This window comes from Gordonia ajococcus, assembly GCF_012974285.1.
Lineage (GTDB): Bacteria > Actinomycetota > Actinomycetes > Mycobacteriales > Mycobacteriaceae > Gordonia > Gordonia amicalis.
Map to the genome: position 1 here is coordinate 3,646,564 of NZ_CP052884.1, position 20,512 is coordinate 3,667,075.

At 69.1% G+C, this 20,512-nt stretch carries 17 protein-coding genes; 9 read left to right on the forward strand and 8 right to left on the reverse strand.

Annotated features, from left to right (window positions below; all coding sequences use genetic code 11):
• Window positions 1-53: 53 nt before the first annotated feature.
• The gene (typA, locus tag GAA2_RS16575) at window positions 54-1,964 is read right to left on the reverse strand and encodes a translational GTPase TypA (protein ID WP_024499019.1); all 1,911 of its coding nucleotides are present in this window, start codon (window positions 1,962-1,964) and stop codon (window positions 54-56) included.
• A 207-nt stretch (window positions 1,965-2,171) separates the two neighbouring features.
• Here typA and GAA2_RS16580 point away from each other — a divergent pair, with 207 nt between their 5' ends.
• On the forward strand, window positions 2,172-2,348 hold the full coding sequence (locus GAA2_RS16580) for a hypothetical protein (protein ID WP_191834462.1): 177 nt from the start codon (window positions 2,172-2,174) through the stop codon (window positions 2,346-2,348).
• Window positions 2,349-2,352: 4 nt separating this feature from the next.
• Here GAA2_RS16580 and GAA2_RS16585 read toward each other — a convergent pair whose 3' ends face one another.
• The 4 genes from GAA2_RS16585 to GAA2_RS16600 are packed head-to-tail and all read right to left on the reverse strand — an operon-like array spanning window position 2,353 to window position 7,125.
• Window positions 2,353-3,270 (reverse strand): EamA family transporter, encoded by a 918-nt coding sequence (locus GAA2_RS16585; RefSeq protein WP_159405360.1) that lies wholly within the window; start codon window positions 3,268-3,270, stop codon window positions 2,353-2,355.
• A 24-nt stretch (window positions 3,271-3,294) separates the two neighbouring features.
• Window positions 3,295-4,368 (reverse strand): ABC transporter ATP-binding protein, encoded by a 1,074-nt coding sequence (locus tag GAA2_RS16590; protein ID WP_236577661.1) that lies wholly within the window; start codon window positions 4,366-4,368, stop codon window positions 3,295-3,297.
• The gene (locus GAA2_RS16595; RefSeq protein ID WP_191834463.1) at window positions 4,365-6,026 is read right to left on the reverse strand and encodes an ABC transporter permease; all 1,662 of its coding nucleotides are present in this window, start codon (window positions 6,024-6,026) and stop codon (window positions 4,365-4,367) included. The genes GAA2_RS16590 and GAA2_RS16595 overlap by 4 nt, the downstream gene beginning before the upstream one ends.
• Window positions 6,027-6,033: 7 nt before the next feature.
• On the reverse strand, window positions 6,034-7,125 hold the full coding sequence (locus tag GAA2_RS16600; protein WP_191834464.1) for a thiamine ABC transporter substrate binding subunit: 1,092 nt from the start codon (window positions 7,123-7,125) through the stop codon (window positions 6,034-6,036).
• A 324-nt stretch (window positions 7,126-7,449) separates the two neighbouring features.
• Between GAA2_RS16600 and GAA2_RS16605 the strand changes: the two genes are divergently transcribed.
• The 4 genes from GAA2_RS16605 (at window position 7,450) to GAA2_RS16620 (ending at window position 11,505) form a co-directional block, all read left to right on the forward strand.
• Complete coding sequence (locus tag GAA2_RS16605; protein WP_159405358.1) at window positions 7,450-8,283, forward strand: hypothetical protein; 834 nt, start codon at window positions 7,450-7,452, stop codon at window positions 8,281-8,283.
• 297 nt (window positions 8,284-8,580) lie between these two features.
• Window positions 8,581-9,480 carry a hypothetical protein gene (locus tag GAA2_RS16610; RefSeq protein ID WP_159405357.1) on the forward strand — a complete coding sequence of 300 codons (900 nt, stop codon included), beginning with the start codon at window positions 8,581-8,583 and terminating at the stop codon, window positions 9,478-9,480.
• 56 nt (window positions 9,481-9,536) lie between these two features.
• Entirely contained in the window at window positions 9,537-10,808 is a 1,272-nt protein-coding gene (locus GAA2_RS16615; RefSeq protein WP_159405356.1) for a lipase family protein, read from the forward strand.
• 7 nt (window positions 10,809-10,815) lie between these two features.
• The gene (locus GAA2_RS16620) at window positions 10,816-11,505 is read left to right on the forward strand and encodes a lysoplasmalogenase (RefSeq protein ID WP_159405402.1); all 690 of its coding nucleotides are present in this window, start codon (window positions 10,816-10,818) and stop codon (window positions 11,503-11,505) included.
• Window positions 11,506-11,523: 18 nt separating this feature from the next.
• Here GAA2_RS16620 and GAA2_RS16625 read toward each other — a convergent pair whose 3' ends face one another.
• Window positions 11,524-11,976 (reverse strand): hypothetical protein, encoded by a 453-nt coding sequence (locus GAA2_RS16625; RefSeq protein WP_159405401.1) that lies wholly within the window; start codon window positions 11,974-11,976, stop codon window positions 11,524-11,526.
• 118 nt (window positions 11,977-12,094) lie between these two features.
• On the opposite strand from GAA2_RS16625, the gene GAA2_RS16630 reads away from it, so the two are divergent.
• Together GAA2_RS16630 and GAA2_RS16635 are read left to right on the forward strand one after the other, a co-directional pair.
• Entirely contained in the window at window positions 12,095-12,667 is a 573-nt protein-coding gene (locus tag GAA2_RS16630; RefSeq protein WP_024499029.1) for an HhH-GPD-type base excision DNA repair protein, read from the forward strand.
• 81 nt (window positions 12,668-12,748) lie between these two features.
• A complete protein-coding gene (locus GAA2_RS16635; protein ID WP_024499030.1) occupies window positions 12,749-13,666 on the forward strand; it encodes a hypothetical protein in 918 nt (305 codons plus the stop codon).
• A 274-nt stretch (window positions 13,667-13,940) separates the two neighbouring features.
• Here the strand turns inward: GAA2_RS16635 and GAA2_RS16640 are convergent, their stop codons facing one another.
• Both GAA2_RS16640 and GAA2_RS16645 read right to left on the reverse strand, forming a co-directional pair.
• Window positions 13,941-15,245, reverse strand: coding sequence for a WS/DGAT domain-containing protein (locus tag GAA2_RS16640; protein ID WP_024499031.1), 1,305 nt, complete (start codon window positions 15,243-15,245; stop codon window positions 13,941-13,943).
• A 17-nt stretch (window positions 15,246-15,262) separates the two neighbouring features.
• Window positions 15,263-16,492: an acyl-CoA dehydrogenase family protein gene (locus GAA2_RS16645; RefSeq protein WP_096274274.1), complete on the reverse strand. Its 1,230-nt coding sequence runs from the start codon at window positions 16,490-16,492 to the stop codon at window positions 15,263-15,265.
• 195 nt (window positions 16,493-16,687) lie between these two features.
• On the opposite strand from GAA2_RS16645, the gene GAA2_RS16650 reads away from it, so the two are divergent.
• Both GAA2_RS16650 and GAA2_RS16655 read left to right on the forward strand, forming a co-directional pair.
• Window positions 16,688-19,087: an acetyl-CoA acetyltransferase gene (locus tag GAA2_RS16650; RefSeq protein WP_096274276.1), complete on the forward strand. Its 2,400-nt coding sequence runs from the start codon at window positions 16,688-16,690 to the stop codon at window positions 19,085-19,087.
• 267 nt (window positions 19,088-19,354) lie between these two features.
• Window positions 19,355-20,509, forward strand: a complete 1,155-nt coding sequence (locus GAA2_RS16655; protein ID WP_191834465.1) for an AI-2E family transporter — start codon at window positions 19,355-19,357, stop codon at window positions 20,507-20,509.
• The last annotated feature ends 3 nt before the right edge of the window (window positions 20,510-20,512 follow it).

The window sequence follows — 20,512 nt, forward strand, 5'->3', positions numbered from 1 at the left end:
GGTCGATCAGACGATGCCGGTCCCCCGCCGTCGGCGGGAGACCGGCTCGGCGGTCAGCTGACCGCTGCGTCCCGGGACTTGGCCCGCGAGCGCTCACGGGCACGGGTCGACGAGTCCAGGTGCACCTTACGCACACGCACGACCTCAGGGGTGACCTCGACACACTCGTCGGCGGCACAGAACTCCATGGCGGCCTCGAGGTCGAGCTGCATCGGCTTGGCCAGCGTCTCCATCACGTCGGCGGAGGACTGCCGCATGTTGGTCAGCTTCTTCTCGCGGGTGACGTTGATGTCGAGGTCTTCCTGGCGCGGGTTGATGCCCACGACGTGGCCCTCGTAACTGTCGTCGCCGGGGTTCACGAAGAACGTGCCGCGGTCGGCGAGCTGGATCATCGCGAACGGGGTCACCGTGCCGGAACGGTCGCTCACGAGCGAGCCCGTGTGGCGGGCGCGGATCTCGCCTGCCCAGGCGTCGTAACCGTCGAACACGGCGTTGGCGATACCGGTGCCGCGGGTTTCGGTGAGGAAGTCGGTGCGGAAGCCGATCAGGCCACGCGACGGCACGATGAACTCCATGCGAACCCAGCCGGTGCCGTGGTTGTTCATCTGCTCCATCCGGCCCTTGCGGGCGGCCAGCAGCTGGGTGACCGCACCGAGGTACTCCTCGGGCACGTCGACGGTCAGGTGCTCGAACGGCTCCTGGACCTTGCCGTCGACCTTGCGGGTGACCACCTGCGGCTTGCCGACGGTCAGCTCGAAGCCCTCGCGACGCATCTGCTCGACGAGGATCGCGAGCGCGAGCTCACCTCGACCCTGCACCTCCCAGGCGTCCGGACGGCCGATGTCGAGCACCCGCAGCGACACGTTGCCGATGAGTTCGGTGTCCAGGCGCTGCTTGACCATGCGGGCGGTCAGCTTGTGACCGGACACGCGGCCCGCGAGCGGCGAGGAGTTGGTGCCGATGGTCACCGAGATGGCCGGCTCGTCGACGGTGATCCGCGGCAACGGCTGCGGGTTCTCGAGGTCGGCGAGGGTGTCGCCGATCATGATCTCCGGCATACCGGCGACGGCCACGATGTCGCCGGCCGACGCGGACTCCGCCGGTTCGCGCTCGACGCCGACGGTGGCGAGGAGTTCGGTGATCTTCGCGCGTTCGACGACGGGCTTGCCGTCGACCTCGCGGCACCAGGACACCTGCTGCCCCTTGCGGAGCGTGCCGTTGTGGATGCGGACGAGCGCGAGGCGGCCCAGGAAGGCCGATGCGTCGAGGTTGGTCACGTGAGCCTGCAGCGGCGCTTCGGGATCACCCTTGGGGGCGGGCACGTGCTCGAGCAGGACGTCGAAGAATGCGTCGAGGTTCTCCGCGGCCGGGATCTCACCGTCGGCGGGCTGTTCGGTGCTGCACACACCGGCGCGGCCGGAGGCGTAGAGCACGGGGAGCTCGAGCACCAGCTCGGCGGCCTTCGCGGCCTCCTCGTCGAGGTCGGACGCGAGGTCCAGGAGCAGGTCCTGGGTCTCGTCGACGACTTCCTGGATGCGGGCGTCGGGGCGGTCGGTCTTGTTGACGACCACGATCACCGGCAGCTCGGCGGCCAGCGCCTTGCGCAGCACGAAGCGCGTCTGCGGCAGGGGCCCTTCGGAGGAGTCGACCAGGAGCACGACGCCGTCGACCATCGACAGGCCGCGCTCGACCTCACCGCCGAAGTCGGCGTGGCCGGGGGTGTCGATGACGTTGATCACCACTTCGGTGCCGTCCGGCTGACGCCGGTGCACCGAGGTGTTCTTGGCGAGAATGGTGATGCCCTTCTCACGTTCGAGGTCACCGGAGTCCATCACCCGGTCGACGACCTCGGCACGCTCTCCGAAGACGCCGGACTGGCGCAACATGGCGTCGACGAGGGTGGTCTTTCCGTGGTCGACGTGCGCGACGATCGCGACGTTACGGAAGGTGGGGGCAGCGCTCACAGGCTCTCTTTCATGTGGTTGGGGACCGCTTCGGCGGCCGGCACTCGGCGCGAGCCGAAACTACTCAGTGACTCGCGGCGGACAGCTCTGACCGGCGACAAGTGCAGATCACCTTGGGATTCAACGCTACAGAGTATCGGTTTATCTGGTGAGACCGCGATCACAGGCGTCGGAACACCCATTATTAGGGTCTGCTAACCTCGCCGCATGGGCAAGGTCGACGCGGTCAAGGTGGGCTCTCTGAAGCCCAAGAAGAAGTGCTGCAAGAGCTCCACGCGGTGCGTGCGGTGTCCCGTGGTGATCCACCGGATGCGCAAGCTCGACACCTCGGACATGACCAAGAAGGAGCTCAGCAAGGCGCTGAAGAAGGCGCGCGCCGCCTGAACGATCAGCTCGGCGGGATCTCGTCGGTGTTCATCGACCGCTCCGCGGGGTCTGCCGACCGCACCGCGACCGCCAGCGCGACCGCCACGATCCCCACGGCCTCCAGCGGCCGGGGAACCTGACCGAGCACGATCAGGCCGATCACCGCCGCGGTCACCGGGAGCAGGGCGAGCAGGATCGCGAACCGCGCCCGGCCCACGCGGCGCAACACGACCTGATCCAGGGCGTACGGGATGGCGGTCGACGCCACGCCCAGCACCAGGCCCTGACCGATCAGCGCGGCCGCCGACGCACCGTCGCGCACCGCCTCGGAAGAACCCCAACCGGCTACCGCCTCCAGCACCCACCACGCCAGCGGTGAGGTTGCCAACGCGGCGATCACGAAACCGGTGGCGAGATCCTCGACGCCCGCACCACGCGCCGCGACCCGCTTGCCGAGCACGATGTAGCCGGCCCAGCAGGCGGCCGCGGCCAGGGCCAGCAACACCCCCACACCGGTTCCCGACCATCGGACGTCGGCGATGAGGACCACCCCGAGCCCCGCCAGCACGAGTGCCGCGATGTCCCGGCGGGTCCGAGAACCCAAGGCCGCCACCGTGATCGGGCCCAGAAACTCCAGTGCGACGGTGGTGCCCATCGGCAGGTGCGCGAGGGCCTCGTAGAAGGTGATGTTCATCGCCGCCGTGATCAGACCGAAGCAACCGGCCAACCGGAGGCGGGAGGGCTGCCACGCGGACCGCGGTGGCCGGACCCAGATCAGCAGCACCAGTGCGGCGCCGGCGATGCGCAACCAGGCCACCGCCGACGGCGAGACGTCGTCGAACATGCCGACGGCGACCGCCGCCCCGAGATACATCGACGTCGCGCCGAGCACCATCAGGCCGGGCGGGAGAAGCAGTTCGCGTCGCGCGGTGTCGGTCATCAGCGCTCCGTCACCGGGTCGCCCTCACCCGATCACCGCGACCCGCTCGGGCACCAGACGGATACGCACGCGGTCGCCGATGACGACGGGTTCGTCTGCCACGGCATCGATCTCGCCGACCGCGGTCTCGATGCGCACGCGTGGACCCGCGGGCAGTTCGGCGACGAGCACGACCGTGGCGGAGTTCGTGTCCGCGTCGTCGTCCGGGCCGTCGGGGGACGCCCTGGCGACCGCAACCGATTCCGGCCGGAGACCGAGTCGGCGAGAACCGTCCGGCAGGTCGAGCGCGATCTGACCGAGCACGGTGTCGGCGACCCCGGCGCGCAGCTGCGCGTCGATCACGGTGGTGACCCCGAGGAATTGGGCCGTCCACTCGTCGACCGGTCGGCGCCACAGGAGCGACGGTGTGGCGACCTGCACCATCGCACCGGCGCGCATCACCGCGATCTCGTCGGCCATGGTCGCGGCCTCGGCGTGATCGTGCGTGACGACGACGGTGGGGACACCCGCCGCCCGTACGATCTCCGAGATCTCCACCGCCAGTTCATCTCTCAGCCTACGGTCGAGCGCGGCCAGCGGCTCGTCGAGCAGCAGGAGCCGCGGATGCGGGGCGAGCGCACGCGCCAGTGCGACGCGCTGCGCCTGACCGCCGGACAGCGTGTCGACGGAGCGCTTCTCGTAGCCGGGAAGACCGACGACGTCGAGCAGTTCGGTCACGCGCTGGGCGGTCCGGCGGCGCGACCACCGACGAATCCTCAGGCCGTAGCCGATGTTCGACGCGACGCTGCGCCCGCCGAAGAGTTGCCCGTCCTGAAAGACCACGCCGAAGTCCCGACGGTGCACCTCGACCCCGGCGAGGTCCTCACCGCCGAAGCGCACGACCCCGCGTGTCGGCTGCTCCAGCCCGGCGACGGCGCGGAGCAGCGTCGACTTGCCGCAACCGGACGGGCCGAGGACCGCGGTCACCAGGGAACCCGCTCCCCCGACGCGCCAGGACAATCCGTCGATCACGGTGTGCCCGCCGTACGCGACGGTGAGATCGGAGATCTCCAGCAGGGCGTGGGAACCGGTCGCGGTGTCTCGTTCGGTTCCGGTCACAGCAGCGGCACCTCCGCTCGCGGCCGGAACACCTCGACCACCAGCACGGCGAGGGTGGTCGCGGCGACGAGGACCACCGACGCGGCCATCGCGGTCGCCAGGTTGGCGGCGCCCGGCCGGTTGAGAGCCGATCCGATCAGCACCGGGAGAGTCGTCGTGTCGGCCCGGGCCAGGAAGCTGGTGGCGCCGAACTCACCGAGCGCCATCACGAAGGCGAACCCGGCGGCCGCACCCGTCGAACGGCCGATGATCGGCAGATCGACCGTCGCGAACACCCGGGCGGGCCGGGCGCCCAGCGTCGCGGCCGCCTGCCGCAGCCGGACCGGTACCGACTCGAGCGCGGGCAGGATGATGCGGATGACCATCGGGATGGCGATCAGCGCCTGCACGCACGGGATGATCGCGGGCGACGCCGCGATCGCGTAGGGCATCGACGCCAGCACGATCAGATATCCGAAACCCAGGGTGACAGCACTGATCCCGAGCGGGACGAGAGAGATGGCCGAGGCGATCGCACCGACCACCCCGCGGGAACGGTGGAGCGCGACCGCGGCGAGCATGCCCACGACGACGGCGATGAGGGTCGCGAACGCCGCCGACACCAGCGAATACTCGAGGCTCTCCAGCGGGGTGACCCCGTTGACCGGTTCGGCGAGGGCCCGGTATCCGGCGAGCGTCCAGTCACCCCCGGCCGTCGGCCGCACCGATCGCGCCATCAGGACCACGACCGGCCCGACGAGCAGCAGCACCGTCCACCCGCCCACCAACAACATCGCCGGAAGCACGAACCGACCGTTCGCGAACGCCGCATCCCGACGACGCCGCTCGGCGCCGCCACGGGCGGAGCCGGTCCCGGCGGGATCGGCGAACACACGGGTGAGCATCAGGGCCGCGAACACGACGACGATCTGCACCATCGACAACACCACCGCCTCCGGGATGCGGAAGTAGCCGATGGCCTGGGTGTAGATCTCGGTCTCGAGGGTGCGCAACTGTCCCGCACCCAGAATGATCACGACGCCGAAACTGGTGGAACAGAACAGGAAGATCAACGCGGCTGCACCGGCTGTGGCGGGTAGCAGCCTGGGGATCACCACAGTCAGCGTCGCGCGCAGTCGTCCGGCGCCCAGGGTGCGCGCAGCCTCCAGCAGTCGGGGGTCGAGGTTCCGCCACGCCGCACCCACCACGCGCACGACGACGGCGACGTTGATGAACACATGCGCCGCCAGCACCGCGCCGAGCCCGGACTGGATGTGCAGGAAGGACAGCGGGCCGCTCAGCAACGATCGGAAGGCGACGCCGACCACCACCGTCGGCAACACGAACGGCACCGTCACCGCGACGGCGAGGAGGACCGATGCGCGCCCACCGACATGGGCGTACAGCCACGCGATCGGCGCGGCCGCGACGAGCGCGAGCACGGTCGACGCCGCCGCCTGCCCGAGGGTCACGCCCAGGAGCGCCCACGCATCGGTACGCGTGAGGAGATCGCCGAGTCGTTCGCCCGACGCGGCGGCCAGATGCACGGCTCGGCGGACGAGCGCGAGGACCGGCCAGGCGAACAGGACGGCGATGAACAGCGCCGGGATCAGACGCAGCGCCACCCGGCCGGCGACGGTTGCCGTCCGCGCCACGGGCCGCGCCGTCACCCGGGTCACCGGGCGATCACCTTCCGACAGCGGCACGCCACTGGTCGAGCCAGCTCTCGCGGTTCTCCGCGATCGTGGCCGGCGGCATCGATGACATCCACGCCGGCACCGCCGCTCGGGCCGGCCAGCCCTCGGGCAGGGCGACGTCCCGCTGCACCGGGTACACATACATCGACTCCGGCAGCGCGGACTGCACTGCCGGGCTGAGCATGTAGTCGACGAGCTTGCGTGCCCCCGTCGAGTTGCGGGTGCCCTTGAGGACGCCGATGTACTCGACCTGCGGAAAGCAACTGTCGAGCAGGGCGCTGGTGCCGGGCGTCGCGGCGGGCGAGGACGCATAGGACAGCACGATCGGCTTGTCTCCCTTGCCCTCGCCGGCGCTGAACAACTGGTTGTAGGCGACCTCCCAGCCGGAGACGATGGTCGCGCCACCGCCGACGACCTGCTTCCAGTAGTCCTGCCAGCCGTCGCCGAGGGCCCCGACCGTCGTCAGCAGGAAGGCCGTGCCCGGCGAGGAGGTGGCCGGATCGGTCAGCACGGTCTGCGATGCGTACTCCGGTTTCGTCAGGTCACGGAAGCTCGCCGGCGGCGTCAGCGATCGCGACTCGTACCAGGTGTTGTCGATGTTCAGGCAGACGTCACCGCGGTCGACGGCGGTCAGCTGGTCGGCCGCACCGGGGACCGCGTATTCGGCGGCCCCGCCGGCGGCGAGCGGTGACACATAGGATTCCAGGGCGCCCGCCTCGATCGGCCGGGAGGCGAAGGTGTTGTCGATGCCGTAGACCGCGTCCCCCTTGGGCGCGCCCGGGGTCAGGGACACGGTCGACGCCAGTTGCCCGGCATCACCGGAACGCACGATCTTCAGGGTGAGCCCGGTCTCCTGACGGAAGCCGTCGATGACCGACTCGGGCAGCTCGAAGGACTCATGGGTCAGCAGAGTGACCTCACCTCCCGCCGTCGACTCGTCGGCACAGGCCACCGCAGTCGTGAACGCCAGCCCCACACCGACGGTGAGTGCGATCGTCCGGGAGACGATCCCCGCCCACCCACGCCGACGACCGGTGCCACCCACGGGTTGCAGCTCGTTCACGCCCCGCAGTTGGTTCACATCCGACTCCTTGCGACCGACTGTCCCTGTCCTGTCCACCCCCACATCCAACCAGGTGCCACCGAAACGCACGATGCGCCGTCGACCTTAACCACTTTGGTAACAATTGCATCAATAACCACATACGTCACAGTCGCAGCCGGCGGGACTGCCTGGACACAGCAGATGCCGAGGGGCTTAGAATGACCCGCGACGTCCGGGGTGGGATGATCGAAGAACCTGAAGACCCCGGGCGACCCACACGACCACGACCCACACGACCACGAGGCGCACGAGGCTCGCTCTTTCCGGCCGACGCAGCGCCACGACCGATAGGACTCACCAGTGCGTTTCACACGGCCGTCGAGGTTGCGTTCCACCGCCTCTAGCCCGCACCGGACCCGCCGCCACCGCCTTCTCCTCAGTGCATCGGCGCTCGTCGTCGCGGCCGGCCTCGCCCTTCCGGCCGTCGCCCAGGCCGCTCCCGCTCCCAAGGTCGATCAGCGCGTGCTGGACTCGCTCGGCGCGTTCGCACCGGCGATCATCGGCTCGGTCGCCACTCCCGGCCCCGATGGCAAGGTCAACGCCCAGCTCCTCCAGCAGGCCGAGAGCTTCGCCAACACGCCCGGAATGCCCGCCGAGGTCACCAAGATCTGGCGTTCGGTCGCCGACTTCCTCGGGGAACCCGGACGCAAGGAGGCCGCCCGTCAACTGGCCGCCGAGACCAAGCCGGGCGATCCCGAGATCCCGAAGGGCCCGAACGCTCCGAAGATCCAGGAGTTCCTGTACCCGACCTTCGGTCTCGGCTGCATCCCCGGCGGCGGTTCCCTCGGACGCGCACTGGTCACCGCGGGCCCGCAGGAAGCACCGGCACCCGGACCCAAGCGCGGCGAGGGCGGCTACGTCTACACCGCACTCGGCACCGGACCCGCGATCGACAACAAGGCCCAGCCGCTCATCGCGAGCTGGCTCAACGTCGACACCGGACGCACCGGCACCACGACGCTCAAGCGGAACCCGAAGATCAACGTCAAGGACGGCCCCGGCACCTTCACCGGCATCGCCCGGACCGGCAAGGGCCGCGTCATCTCCGCGATCCACGGGAACGTGACCACCAAGACCAAGGGGCAGGTCGTGTCCTGCACGATCGTCCCGGTGATCGGCCTCGCCATCATCTGACGCACGTCCACTTTCGTTCAGCGGCACCCCGGCTCACCGCCGGGGTGCCGTTGTTTTGTGCCCGCACCCCCAACGCACCGGCCGCCGCCGGTGACGAAGCATGTGGCGCGCGTCTCAGGCGCTGAAAGCCGAAAACGCCAGGTCGCCGGGAATGTCGGTATCTCACCGATCGCGCGGATGTCACAGCTCGGACTCGCGACTTGCCCAGGTCGTCACACTCGTGGTCTCTTTTAACTTGAATCCCATCTGTCACACCCGCCACACGTGGCGGGGTGTTCGGCTGTTTGAAGGAGTGCCATGTCCATCACGTCTCGGTTCACACGTCCATTCGTCGGGCGACGCGGAATCCGGCGCTGCGGTGTGGGCCTCGTGGGCGTGGCGATGGCCGCTGCTGCGGTCACCACGACCGCGCCGGCCTCGGCCGCGCCCTCCCTCCCCCTGCTACCGCCGAACATGCTGAGCGCATACTCCATCCCGTTCGACGCCGAACTCGCCGGAGCAATCCGTCTGTTGAAGTCGGCCGGCGTGGACCAGATGGCCGTGCAGGCTGCGCAGGCGGTCCTGGGCAGTACCGGCCAGTTGTCCGTCCAGGACATCTCCGGACGCGCGGGCGCACTGCCATTCGACGCGTCGCGGCCGCAGCCGGCCTCGGCTCCCGCCGCCGCTCCCCATCCGGTGGCCGCCACCGATCCGATTGCCCTGCTCAGGACTCTGGGCATCCAGACCCTGACCCCGTCCGTCGCGCCGTTCTGCACCGCCCCCACCGCCGACAACCCTCTGGGTCTGGTCACCGCGGGCGCCGGCGCCGTCGCGGGCCCCTGGCCGATGAAGACCGATCCGCTCACCCAGCTCAAGCCGCTGCTCGACATGCTCCCGGGGGTCTCGATCCCGGACAAGCTGAACCTGGTGGAGAACGGCGAGACCGCGTACGCGTTCGTGCCCGCCTCCCCGAAGGCCGGCAAGGGCGGCACCATGCAGGTCGCCTGGTTCAACACCAGCACCCTGCAGGGTGGCTTCGCCGATCTCGAGCCCGTCAGCAACCAGGCCACACTCGCCGCCCTGCCGCTGCTCTCGGGTGTGCGTCTCGCCCCGGTGAAGACCGGCAAGGGCACCATCCTCTCCGCCGTCTTCGGCACCGCGCAGAACGGCGCGCAGAACTGCTGGTTCCTCCCGGCAGTCGGCGTCGTCAACGCGTGAGACCCCCACTCACCGACGACACTCCCACCCCCACACACAGAACGAATAGACGACACATGAACACGCACGGCATCTCGTCGACCCTTCGGAGTGCCTCCATCGCCCGCACGGTCGCCCTCGCCGCAGCCCTCACCATGGGCCTGACCACCTTCGGCGTCGCCGCCGAGGCCGTCGCGGAACCGACCACGACCACACCGTCGACCAGCACCTCGACGCCCGACGCCGCCGACGAGGAGACGGGCGCCCCCGCCGACGACAACGCCGGGACGATCGACACCCGCGGCCCCGGTCAGGCACCGGGTGCCGTCCACGCCAATCGTGATCTCGCCCGTGCCCGCATGGTGGCCGGCGCCGTCTCCGGCAACGACTTCACCTACTGGAGCACCGGCGCCGACGGCAAGGCCCACCTGTCCTCCGGCGTGCTGATGGTGCCCGCCGGGCGGGCACCCGCCGGCGGCTGGCCGGTGGTCGCATGGGCCCACGGCTCGCGTGGCATCGCCGACAAGTGCGCCCCGTCGGAGCGTCCGATCAAGGACGACACCACCGAACTGAGCCGGTGGCTCGGCCGTGGCTACGCGGTCGTCTCCACCGATTACGCGGGCGTCGGCACACCGGGGACCCCGCAGTACTACGACCTCGAGGCCACCGCCCGCAACATCGTCGACGCGGTCAGCGCCTCACGCGACGTCTCCGACAACCTGTCGCGCTCGTGGGCGGTCGTCGGCGAGGGGCAGGGTGCCGCGGCCGCGATCACGCTGGCTCGCATCGCACCGCAACTGCAGCAGCGTAACTCGCTGAACTTCAAGGGCGCGGCGGCGACGTCGATCCCGGCCGAATTCGGTGCGCTCCTGGCCAATCTCGGGCCGTCGTCGGCGAGCATCCCCTCCGGACTCGCCGCGGATGCGCTCTACACGCTGAGCGCGATCCGCAACGCGCGCCCGGGACTGGACGTCGACGCGCTGCTCACCGACACCGGCAAGAAATGGATGGCCAAGGCGGCCAACGAGTGCATCACCGAGTTCCGCAAGGACGTCGACGGTCTCGCGATGGGTTCCCTCTTCGCCAAGCCGGTGTCGGGGAACAAGGAGCTGACCAACCTGCTCACCGAGGCCACCGCGCTGCCCAGCCGCGGCTTCGTCAAGCCGGTGATCATGACGCAGTCGCTCCAGGACACATCGGTCGTCGTACCGCTGTCGCTCAAGTACCTCAACGAGGCTCGCGCCGATCGCCAGGTGCAGTCCCGCACCTACCTCACCCTCGACGGTGCGCAGTCGGCGAAGCTGTCCGACAACGACATCCGCGCCTTCATCGCCAAGATCCTGAAATGAGTCGATGATGGGTCGCCGTCTTCCGGGCCGACGGCTGTTCGATCTGGCCTACGCGGCGACGACGGCGGCCGCCACGGTCACCGGCGCGCTGGGGCACCGGCGGGCGGCGGCCCTGACCAAACCGCTGCCGATGCTACTGCTCGCCGGACGAGTGGCCGCCGGGGCAGGGGGGCGCGACGCCGTCGACACCGCCGGATTGGCGGGCGCGCTGGCGTTCTCGATGGCGGGCGACCGGCTGATGTTCCTCGAGGAGTTCGAGACCGAGCCGGTCGCCAAGGACCGCTATCTACGCCTCGGGGCGTCGTTGTTCGCCGGCGCCCAGTTGAGTTACATCGCGACGATGTGGCGGGCAGGCGCTCGGCCGTCGGCCCGGCAGCTCCTCCCCCGGGTCGGCCTGCTCGGCGAATCGGCCGCCGTCCTGGCCCGTCATCGGCCGGCCCTGCTGCCGGTGCTGGGCACCTACGGCAACACGCTCGCGACGATGTCGGCGACGGCGAGCGCCATGTCCGATCCGCAGCCGCGGCTACGGATTGGCGGTGTCGCGTTCCTGCTGTCCGATCTGGTCATCATCAACCGCCGTCACCTGATCACCGATCCTTGTCTCCGGATGGCGGGTGAGGCCTGGGTGCTCGGCAGCTATTTCGCCGCGCAGTACCTGCTGATCGGCGGTCTTGCCGAACGCCTACGCCGACGCTGATCACCGCGGTCGGGCGGCTCAGGCCGTCGCCCGCCCGCTGCACGACGAGTACTGCGGATTGACCATCGGGTTGAAGGCCATCGCGCCGAGCTTCTGCCTGATCGTGAACGCGACGGGCCCGCGTCCGGGATGGATGTCCACCTGCCACTTGACGGTGAAGCCGCGACCGGGCACGAAGACCGTGCCGGTGCGTCCGGTGCGCAGATTGCGCCACGACACGGTGACGTCGTAGGTGTATTCCAGCGCAACGGGTTTCGCACGGTCGGTGCCGATGAGTGCGATCGCGGGTCCGGGCAGTCCGTCGGCCGGGAAGCGGATGTCGTTGAACACGTCGACCCGGATCTTCACCGTCCCCGCCGGCCACGGGTTCACGCTGTCGCAGACCAGCGTCGTGACGTAGTTCGGTTCGGTGTTATCGGGGATGGCCGTCGCGCTCCCCGGCCCGGCGACGCCGATCAGCGCCGCCACCATGCCGACGATCACCGCCCCGATGCCCGCACGTGATCTCCATCGCCCCGAACTGCTCTCCCCGCTGATCATGGGGGAAGTCTAGAGCCGCGCGGTCACCGCGTCTGCCAGAATCGTTCCCATGCCGAAGATCCAGATCGCCCAGGAACCCGCGGCCGACGAACTGCTCTCGACCGATTCGTTCGCACTGCTCGTCGGGATGTTGCTGGATCAGCAGTTCCCGATGGAACGGGCCTTCGCAGGTCCGGCCAAGATCCGTGACCGCTTCGGGACGATGGACCCGGTCGAGATCGCCGACGCAGACCCCGAGGCCTTCGCGGATCTGTGCTCCACTCCCCCGGCCATCCACCGGTACGGCCGCTCGATGGCCGGACGTGTGCAGGCATTGGCGAAGGTCGTCGCCGAACAGTACGGCGGTGACGCCGCCCGGATCTGGACCGAGGCGAGCAGTGGCGCCGACCTCATCAAGAGGTTGCGTGAGCTGCCCGGATTCGGGGAGCAGAAGGCGAAGATCTTCGTCGCACTCGTCGCCAAACAGCTCGACGTGAAGCCCTCCGGCTGGACCAAGGTCGCCGGCGACTACAGCAAGCAGGGATACCGGTCGGTCGCCGACGTCGTCGACCCCGACTCGTTGCAGAAGGTCCGTGACTTCAAGAAGGCGGCCAAGGCCGCCGCGAAGGCCGCGAAGGAGTAGAGACTTCGCGGTGGGTCACCTGACCGGGAATCACCCGACCTTCACCCCCGATCGCGATCCGGTGGCCTAGTGTCGGGAACCATGGAGTCTCTTCCCGAACGAAGCGCACCTCCCGGGACCAATCCGACTCGTCTGCTCCTCGAGATGCCGCTCCGGCTGGGATTCACGGTGACCGGAGTGGTCCTCGCCGCAGCCGAATCCGCGGTGACGATCGCCCGGATCACCGCGGGCAGTGTTCAGCACGAGATCAGCCTGGCGATCGGCGCCGAGGACGAACTCAACGCGGCGCGTACCCCCCTCGCGCTCCTCAACCAGCTGTCCGAACTGCTGGGTCCGGAGCGGCCCTTCGGACGCATCCTGGCCTCGGGCGGCCCCCTGGAACGTCTGCTCAACCCCGGCGGGGTCATCGACCGGCTGACCGCACCCGACGGTCTGCTGGAGAGACTCACCGCCAAGGGCGGGCTCCTCGACCAGATGGCCGACGACCGCGGCATCCTGATGCGCCTGACCGCCAAGGACGGGCCACTCGATCGCCTCACCCGCCCCGGCGGCGTGGTCGACCAGTTCACCGAGAACGAGGGCATCCTCGAACGTCTCACCTCCGAGGGCGGCGTCGTCGACAAACTCACCGCACCCGACGGCATGCTGGAGAAGGTCACCGCTCCGGGCGGCATCCTCGACCGCTTCGCCGCAGAGGCGGGCCTCCTCGACCAGCTCGTCGGCGAGGGCGGCGCGGTCGAGCGCGCCATCGCGCCGGGCGGTCCGCTGGATCGGTTCACCGAGCTGACCGAGGTGATGGGTCAGCTGGCACCCAACCTGATCGCCATGCAGGACACCGTGCACGAACTCGCCGAGACCGTCGACCTGCTGAATCAGACGGTGGCACCCCTCGGCGGTCTCGCCGAGCGACTGCCCAAGCGACTCACCCGCGGCCCCAAGGGCTCCGGCGGCAACAGCGACGCCTCCCCCGCGGACACCAACGGCCGCCCGAACGCCTGAGAGCCAGTCCCCACTGCTCGTTGAGTAGGCACGAGCCGACGCACGAAACTTCCACACCACGCAACCCAATGCCGGTTGAGCCGACACCGAGCGAAGCGAGGCGTCCCCACCGCTCGTTGAGTAGCCGAGGAGCTTGCGACGAGGCGTCCCCACCGCTCGTTGAGTAGCCGAGGAGCTTGCGACGAGGCGTATCGAAACGACCTCCACCCACCCACCGGTTGTGTCAGAACGGTGCACCGCCGCTCGACATAGGAGAGACGGTCGCTCGAGGACCCTAGCGACGAGGCGCGGCGAAACCAGCCCGCAGCAAATCCATGTACCGGTCGACATCGGGCATGATCTCCGGGCTGGTGGTCACCGACACCGCGATGCGGTCGCCGATGCCGTGCACTCCGTGTGTGAGTCCCTGCACCGGCGACAGCGCGGGAAAGCCGGTGGTGAACAGGATCTCTCCGCCATCGAGATCGACGTCGGCGGCACCCCGATCCACCGAGGACACCACGGTGACACCGGTGACCGTCTCCGGCCGGGTGTCGAGGTCGACGGCCCGGATGCCCCAGTGTGCGAGGATCGCCGGCGTTGCTTCTGAGACCCGCCGCTGCGCGACTCGTGCCGGATCGGTATCGGCCGCACGGGCGGCGTCGATCTCATCGCGGATGAGTCGCGCACGTTCATGCGGTTCGTCGGCTTCGAGGTGCAGATCGATCCCCACATTGCGAAAATTGTTGCGCGTCTTCGATTTGTCGGATCGTCCGACGGTGAGTTCCACACCGAGACGTTCACAACCGTCGCCGAGATATCTCGGTAGCGCCTGGGAGATCGCGACCAACACCGCCACCGTGACCGGAGACCCGGACGCGGTGAGACGCTCGCGGTCGAGCACGACGACCCGCAGGAGCCGTCGCGACCCGGGATTGCGGTTCAGCGTCGTCAGCGGATAACCCGGCTTCCCCGGATTCGCCTGTCCCCCAACCTGCGCGACCTGTATTCCGCGTCGGCTCGTCGAGACGAACTCAGCCGGAAACCGCAACGCGCCCAGCGCGAGCGTTCCGACGTCACGGATGAGCCCGGGGACGCCATAACCGCGGGCGACCTTCTCGAGGTACGGGGCGTCGAAGAGGTCCCGCGCGATCTGCGACGCCCGACGTCCGTCCCCGAGCGCGTGGGAGATCTGGAGTACCACGACGACTCCCGTGACCGGATGGCCATCGCCGGCCGGCAGACCGGCCACCGGACCGAACAGGTGCAGTCGCCAGGCCGCGCGGGACGGCGCCAGCTGGTCGGCAACGAGCGCGCCGACGGTGTCCAGACACGACGACCAGGTCCGCGTCGTCGTGTCGACGCGGACCTGGTCGGGTGTGGGTTCGGCCGAGACCCAGTACGGCCGGTCGGCGGTGGCGGGAACGTCGTGGATCCGTAGGCAGAGATCGTCGACGTGCCGCGCCCGCGCCAGCAGTCGCCGGGCGCACTCGTCAAGCGAAATCGACGGTGTGGCAAAGCCATACAGCAGGAACTGGTCGTTGGGTATGCGCTCGGACATCCAGTACGACGCGGCGTCCGCCGCCGCCATCCGCTGCATGGGGCCAGCGTAGCCGCCTACTTCTGGCCGGCACTCCACGCGTAGGGCAGCTCGGTGCCGTTGAGGACGTGGTCACCGATGGCCTGCAGTTTGAAGATCAGCGGGTTGTGGACCGAGATCACCCGCGCGTTGCGCCAGTGTCGGTCGAGGCGCAGCCGCTCGGAGGTGATCGAGGCGCCACCGACCTCGAACAGCTGGGTGGTCGCGTCGAGCACCAGCGGGATGACGGTCGCCTGGGCACGGGCGACGTCGAACTCGACCTTGTCGAGCAGCTCCTCGTCCTGCCAGGCGGTCTCGGCGAGACGGTCGAGCTGATCGGCGATGTCCAGGACAATGGTGCGCGCCGAGTAGGCGGCCGCCGTCAGCCGGCCGATGACCTGCTGCACCAGCGGGTCGTGGCGGGGCAGGTCGGCGGTCGAGTGGGTGAAGGTGCGCGTGCGCTCCCGAACCCACTCGCTCACGTCGTCGGTGGCACGCTGCGCGATACCGGCCAGCACCGACAGTTGCACGAGCTGCAGGTAGGAGGTGGCGTAGGTGCGGCCCTCGACGCCGTAGCCCGGGCCGAGGATGCGATCGCCCGACACCTGCACGCCGCTGAACTCGGTGGTGCCGCTGGCGGTCAGCCGCTGGCCGAACCCGTCCCAGTCGTCGTGCTGGGTGACGCCCTCGGCGTCGGCGTCGACGAGCACCGACACGCGCTCGCCGTCCTGGTCCGCAGCGACGAGGATGTGGTCGGAGTACAGGCTGCCGGTGCTGTAGTACTTGGTGCCGTCCAGGCGCCAGGCATTGCCGTCGGAGTTGTCCGGGTCGCGGCTCAGCCGGGTCTGGTAGCGGTCGATGGCGCCGACACCGGGCTCGGTGATGGCGTTGCCGACGAGCGTGCCCTCGGCGACCTTGCGCAGCCAGCGCTCCGCCTCGTGATCGGGCAGCGCGGCGAGCTGATCCTCGACGAACGACCAGTGCACGCGCAACGCCTGCGGGAGATTCGACTCTGCCGTGGCCAGGTCGATGAGCAGCCGGAACAGCTGGCGCACCGAGGCGCCGTACCCGCCGAGCTCGACCGGCACGCGCAGCGCGCCGAACTTGGCCTCACGCAGCCACGACACCTCGTCGTGTGCGAGTCGCCGATCGTCTTCACGAGCCACCGCGCCTTCTGCGATACGCGCGAAGATCGGGGCGAACACCTCGTCGAGCCGCTCGTCGGTTGTGCCGGCGGCCGACGTGCTTGCGGGCACGGTTGCGGTCATCAAACGTCCTTTCGATACAGACTTGTCGGCCGATAGTGTCGTCGGCTCCCGCCCCTTCGGCCACGATTGAAACCGCGGTGAACGCAACGTTCCCAAGCACTCGATGCCGCGGCAGACTGGGTACCGAACCCGCAGGTATGGCCGATGCCGGACCACGTTGAGACGCCTGTCACGCGTTTGTGCCATTGTGTGCGTATGCCAATCTCGATCGCTGATCTCGATCCGAACACCCCCGTCGTCGTCGGTGTCGGCCAGGCTTCCGAGCGTTTGACCGATCCCGGGTACGAGGCGCTGGGTGAAGCGGACCTCGCGGCGCGCGCCGTCACCGCCGCCTTCGACGACGCCGGCGCGTCCGACCTGGCCTCGTCGATCGACACCATCGCCGCGATCCGCTCGTTCGAGATCTCCAGTCCCCTGTCCTCCTCGCCGCTGGGTCGGCCGGACAACATGCCGCGCGCCGTCGCCAAGCGCGTCGGCGCCGACCCGCGTCGCGCCGTGCAGGCCGTCACCGGCGGGCAGACCCCGCAGACGATGCTCACCGAGCTCGCCGGCGTCATCGCGGCGGGCGACTCCGAGGCAGTCGTCATCTTCGGCGCCGAGGTCATGTCGACCGTGCGGCATCTGCAGTCGAAGCCGGACAATGAGCGTCCGAGCTTCGCCGAGGAGGTCGGCGGGCAGCTCGAGGACCGCGGATTCGGCGTGAAGGGCATCATCACCGTCGCCGAGGTGCGCCATGGTCTCGCGTCGGTGATCCCGCAGTACGCGCTGCTGGAGAATGCGCGCCGGCACAACACCGGTCTGGGCCGCGAGGAGTACGCCGCCGCGATGGGTGAGCTGTTCGCTCCGTTCACGAAGGTCGCCGCGGCGAATCCGCATTCAGCCGCCCCGACTGTTCGCGACGCCGCGGAGTTGGTGACCGTGACCCCCGAGAACCGAGTGGTCGCCGATCCGTTCACGCGCTACATCGTCGCCCGCGACCAGGTGAACCAGTCCGCCGCCGTCGTCGTCATGTCGATCCGGGCCGCACAGGCCGCCGGCATCGACCCGTCGAAGTGGGTGTTCCTGCACGGTCACGCCGAGACCGTCGAGCGCACCTCGCTGAACCGTCCCGACCTCGGTGCCGCGCCGGCCGCACCGGCCGCGGTCCGGCACGCACTCGAGGTCGCCGAGGTGGGTCTCCACGACATCGACGTCATCGACATCTACAGCTGCTTCCCGATCGCGGTCTTCAACATCCTCGACGGCCTCGGCCTCGCCACCGACGACCCGCGTGGCCTCACCGTCACCGGCGGCCTGCCGTTCTTCGGCGGCCCGGGCAACAACTACTCGCTGCACGCGATCGCCGAGGTCGTGACGCGCGTGCGGCAGTCCCCCGGCGACTTCGGTCTCGTCGTCGCCAACGGCGGCGTGCTGAGCAAGCATGCGGCCGGTGTCTACTCTACGACGCCGGCGCCCTGGCGTGCCGACAACAGCGCACAGATCCAGGCTCGGCTCGACGCGGTGCCCAGCGTTCCCACCATCGGCGACGCCGACGGGCCGGCGATCCTCGAGACCTACACCGTCATCCCGAGCAAGAGCGGCAAGCGGACGGGCGTCGTGATCGGTCGCCTGATCGACCACGCAGCGCCGGACGGACTCGGTGCACGCTTCGTGGCCAATCTCGACTCCGACGACGACGAGTTCTTCGATCACCTGTTGACATCTGACGATCCCGCGGGCACGAAGATCGTGGTGCGCTCCTTCGACAAGGGCAACCGGGTCAAGCTGACCGAGGCGGCGATGAACGCCAAGTACCCCGCGGTCGCGCCGGCCTTCCGGGACAGCTACGAACACATCGAGATCCGTCGTGACGGACACCTGCTCGAGGTGACCATCAATCGTCCCGACGCCCGCAACGCGCTGAACCCGGCGGCGAACGCCGAACTGGACTCGGTCTTCGACGCCTACTTCGCCGACGACGACCTGTGGGTGGCGATCCTGACGGGCAAGGGCGACAAGGCGTTCTCGGCGGGCAACGACCTCACCGCGACAACGAGCCCGGCCGCACTGTCGGTGCCCAAGAACGGATTCGCCGGTCTCACCGCGCGCGCGAGCCTGCCCAAGCCGGTCATCGCCGCGGTCAACGGGTTCGCGCTGGGCGGCGGTTGCGAGATCGCGATGGCCTGCCACATCATCGTCGCCGACGAGGAGGCCTCCTTCGGACTGCCCGAGGTGAAGGTCGGATTGGCCGCCGCCGCAGGCGGTCTGGTGCGTCTTCCGCGGATGATCCCGCCCGCGCTCGCCCGCGACATGATCCTGACCGGTCGCCGGATCTCCGCCACCGAGGCCGCCGCGGCCGGCCTGGTGAGCCGGATCGCTCCGGCCGGAAAGGTTCTCGAGACCGCCCGCGGGGTGGCCGAGGAGATCCTCGCCGCCTCCCCCACCTCCGTCCGCGCGTCGATCGCGACGATGGAGCAGTCCGACGCGATCACCGACACCGTCGAGGCGGTCCGCGCGAGCACCAACGTGCTCGACTCGCTGATCGTCAGCGGCGACACCCTCGAGGGCATCATGGCGTTCGTGATGAAGCGGACCCCGGAGTGGAAGGGTCGCTGACAGAGCACAATCGCACCCTGAGGTGTGAGGGAGCTACCGGTGAACCAGCGCAGAATGATGTTCGCATGCGACGTCATTCCGGGCGCCACGCACCGGGTTCAAGGGTGAAGCCGCGGCTGACACCCCGCCGACGCGCCCGTGCGCAGTTCGAGCAGGCGCGGAGTCGTCGCCGGAAAGCGCTCCGCCGCAGATCGTCGTACTGAACACTGGATGACGGTCGCGCACTCCGGGCACGACCCACGTCGTGGGCGAGAGTGAGGCGAGAGCATGGCACGTCGGGGCACGAACCGCTCCAGGACCACCGCGCGCCCGCCCGAGGCACCGTCCTATCGCACCGACCCACCGGCCTGGACGCTCCCCCGCGGGACGATAGTGCTGATCACCATCGCCGGCCTGGTGGTCGCGGTCGGGGGCATCAAGGCGGTCTCGTCGTTCGCCGCGCCGACGTTCCTGGCGCTGATGCTGACCGTCGCCGTTCAACCGGTGCCGAGATGGTTGCGCACCAAGGGCTTTCCCGGCTGGGCAGCGTTCCTGACGACCGTCGTGCTCGTCTACGGCATCCTGATCGGGCTGTTCGCGACGCTGGTGTTCTCAGTGGCCCGGCTTGCGACGATACTGCCCGACTACGACGAGGAGTTCAACGAGATCATCACGAGCTTCCAGGACTTCCTGACGAGCCACGGCGTGAGCCAGGACAAGGTCCAGGACATGATCTCGCACGTAGACACCGGCAAGGTCGTCAACGTGGTCACCGACGTGCTGGCCGGCACTCTCAGCGTCGCGTCGGCCCTCGTCCTCGTACTCGCCCTGTTGCTGTTCATGGCGGCCGACTCGGTGGGATTCGACGACCGGATGACACATCTGCGCGACATGCGGCCCGACATCGCCTCCGCATTCGGCGCCTTCGCGCAGGGCACCCGGAGTTACCTGTGGGTGTCGACGGTCTTCGGACTGATCGTCGCCGTGTTCGACAGCATCGCGCTGGCATTGCTGTCGGTCCCGTTGCCGATCCTGTGGGGTCTGCTCTCGTTCATCACCAACTACATCCCGAACGTCGGTTTCGTCATCGGACTCGTCCCGCCGGCGCTCCTCGCCCTGCTCGACGGCGGGGTCGTGAAGATGCTCATCGTGATCGCGGTCTACAGCGTCATCAACGTGATCATCCAGTCGGTCATCCAACCGAAGTTCGTCGGAGATGCCGCCGGACTGTCGACGACCCTGACGTTCCTGTCGCTGATCTTCTGGGCCTGGGCGATCGGGCCACTGGGCGCGATCCTCGCGGTCCCGCTCACCCTGTTGGCGAAGGCACTGCTCATCGACATCGATCCGGCGACCCGCTGGGCCGATGTCCTGCTGTCGTCGTCGAAGCCGGAACCGCTCCCGGACGACCCCTCGGACGTCACACTGGAAAGCGAATCGTGAGCC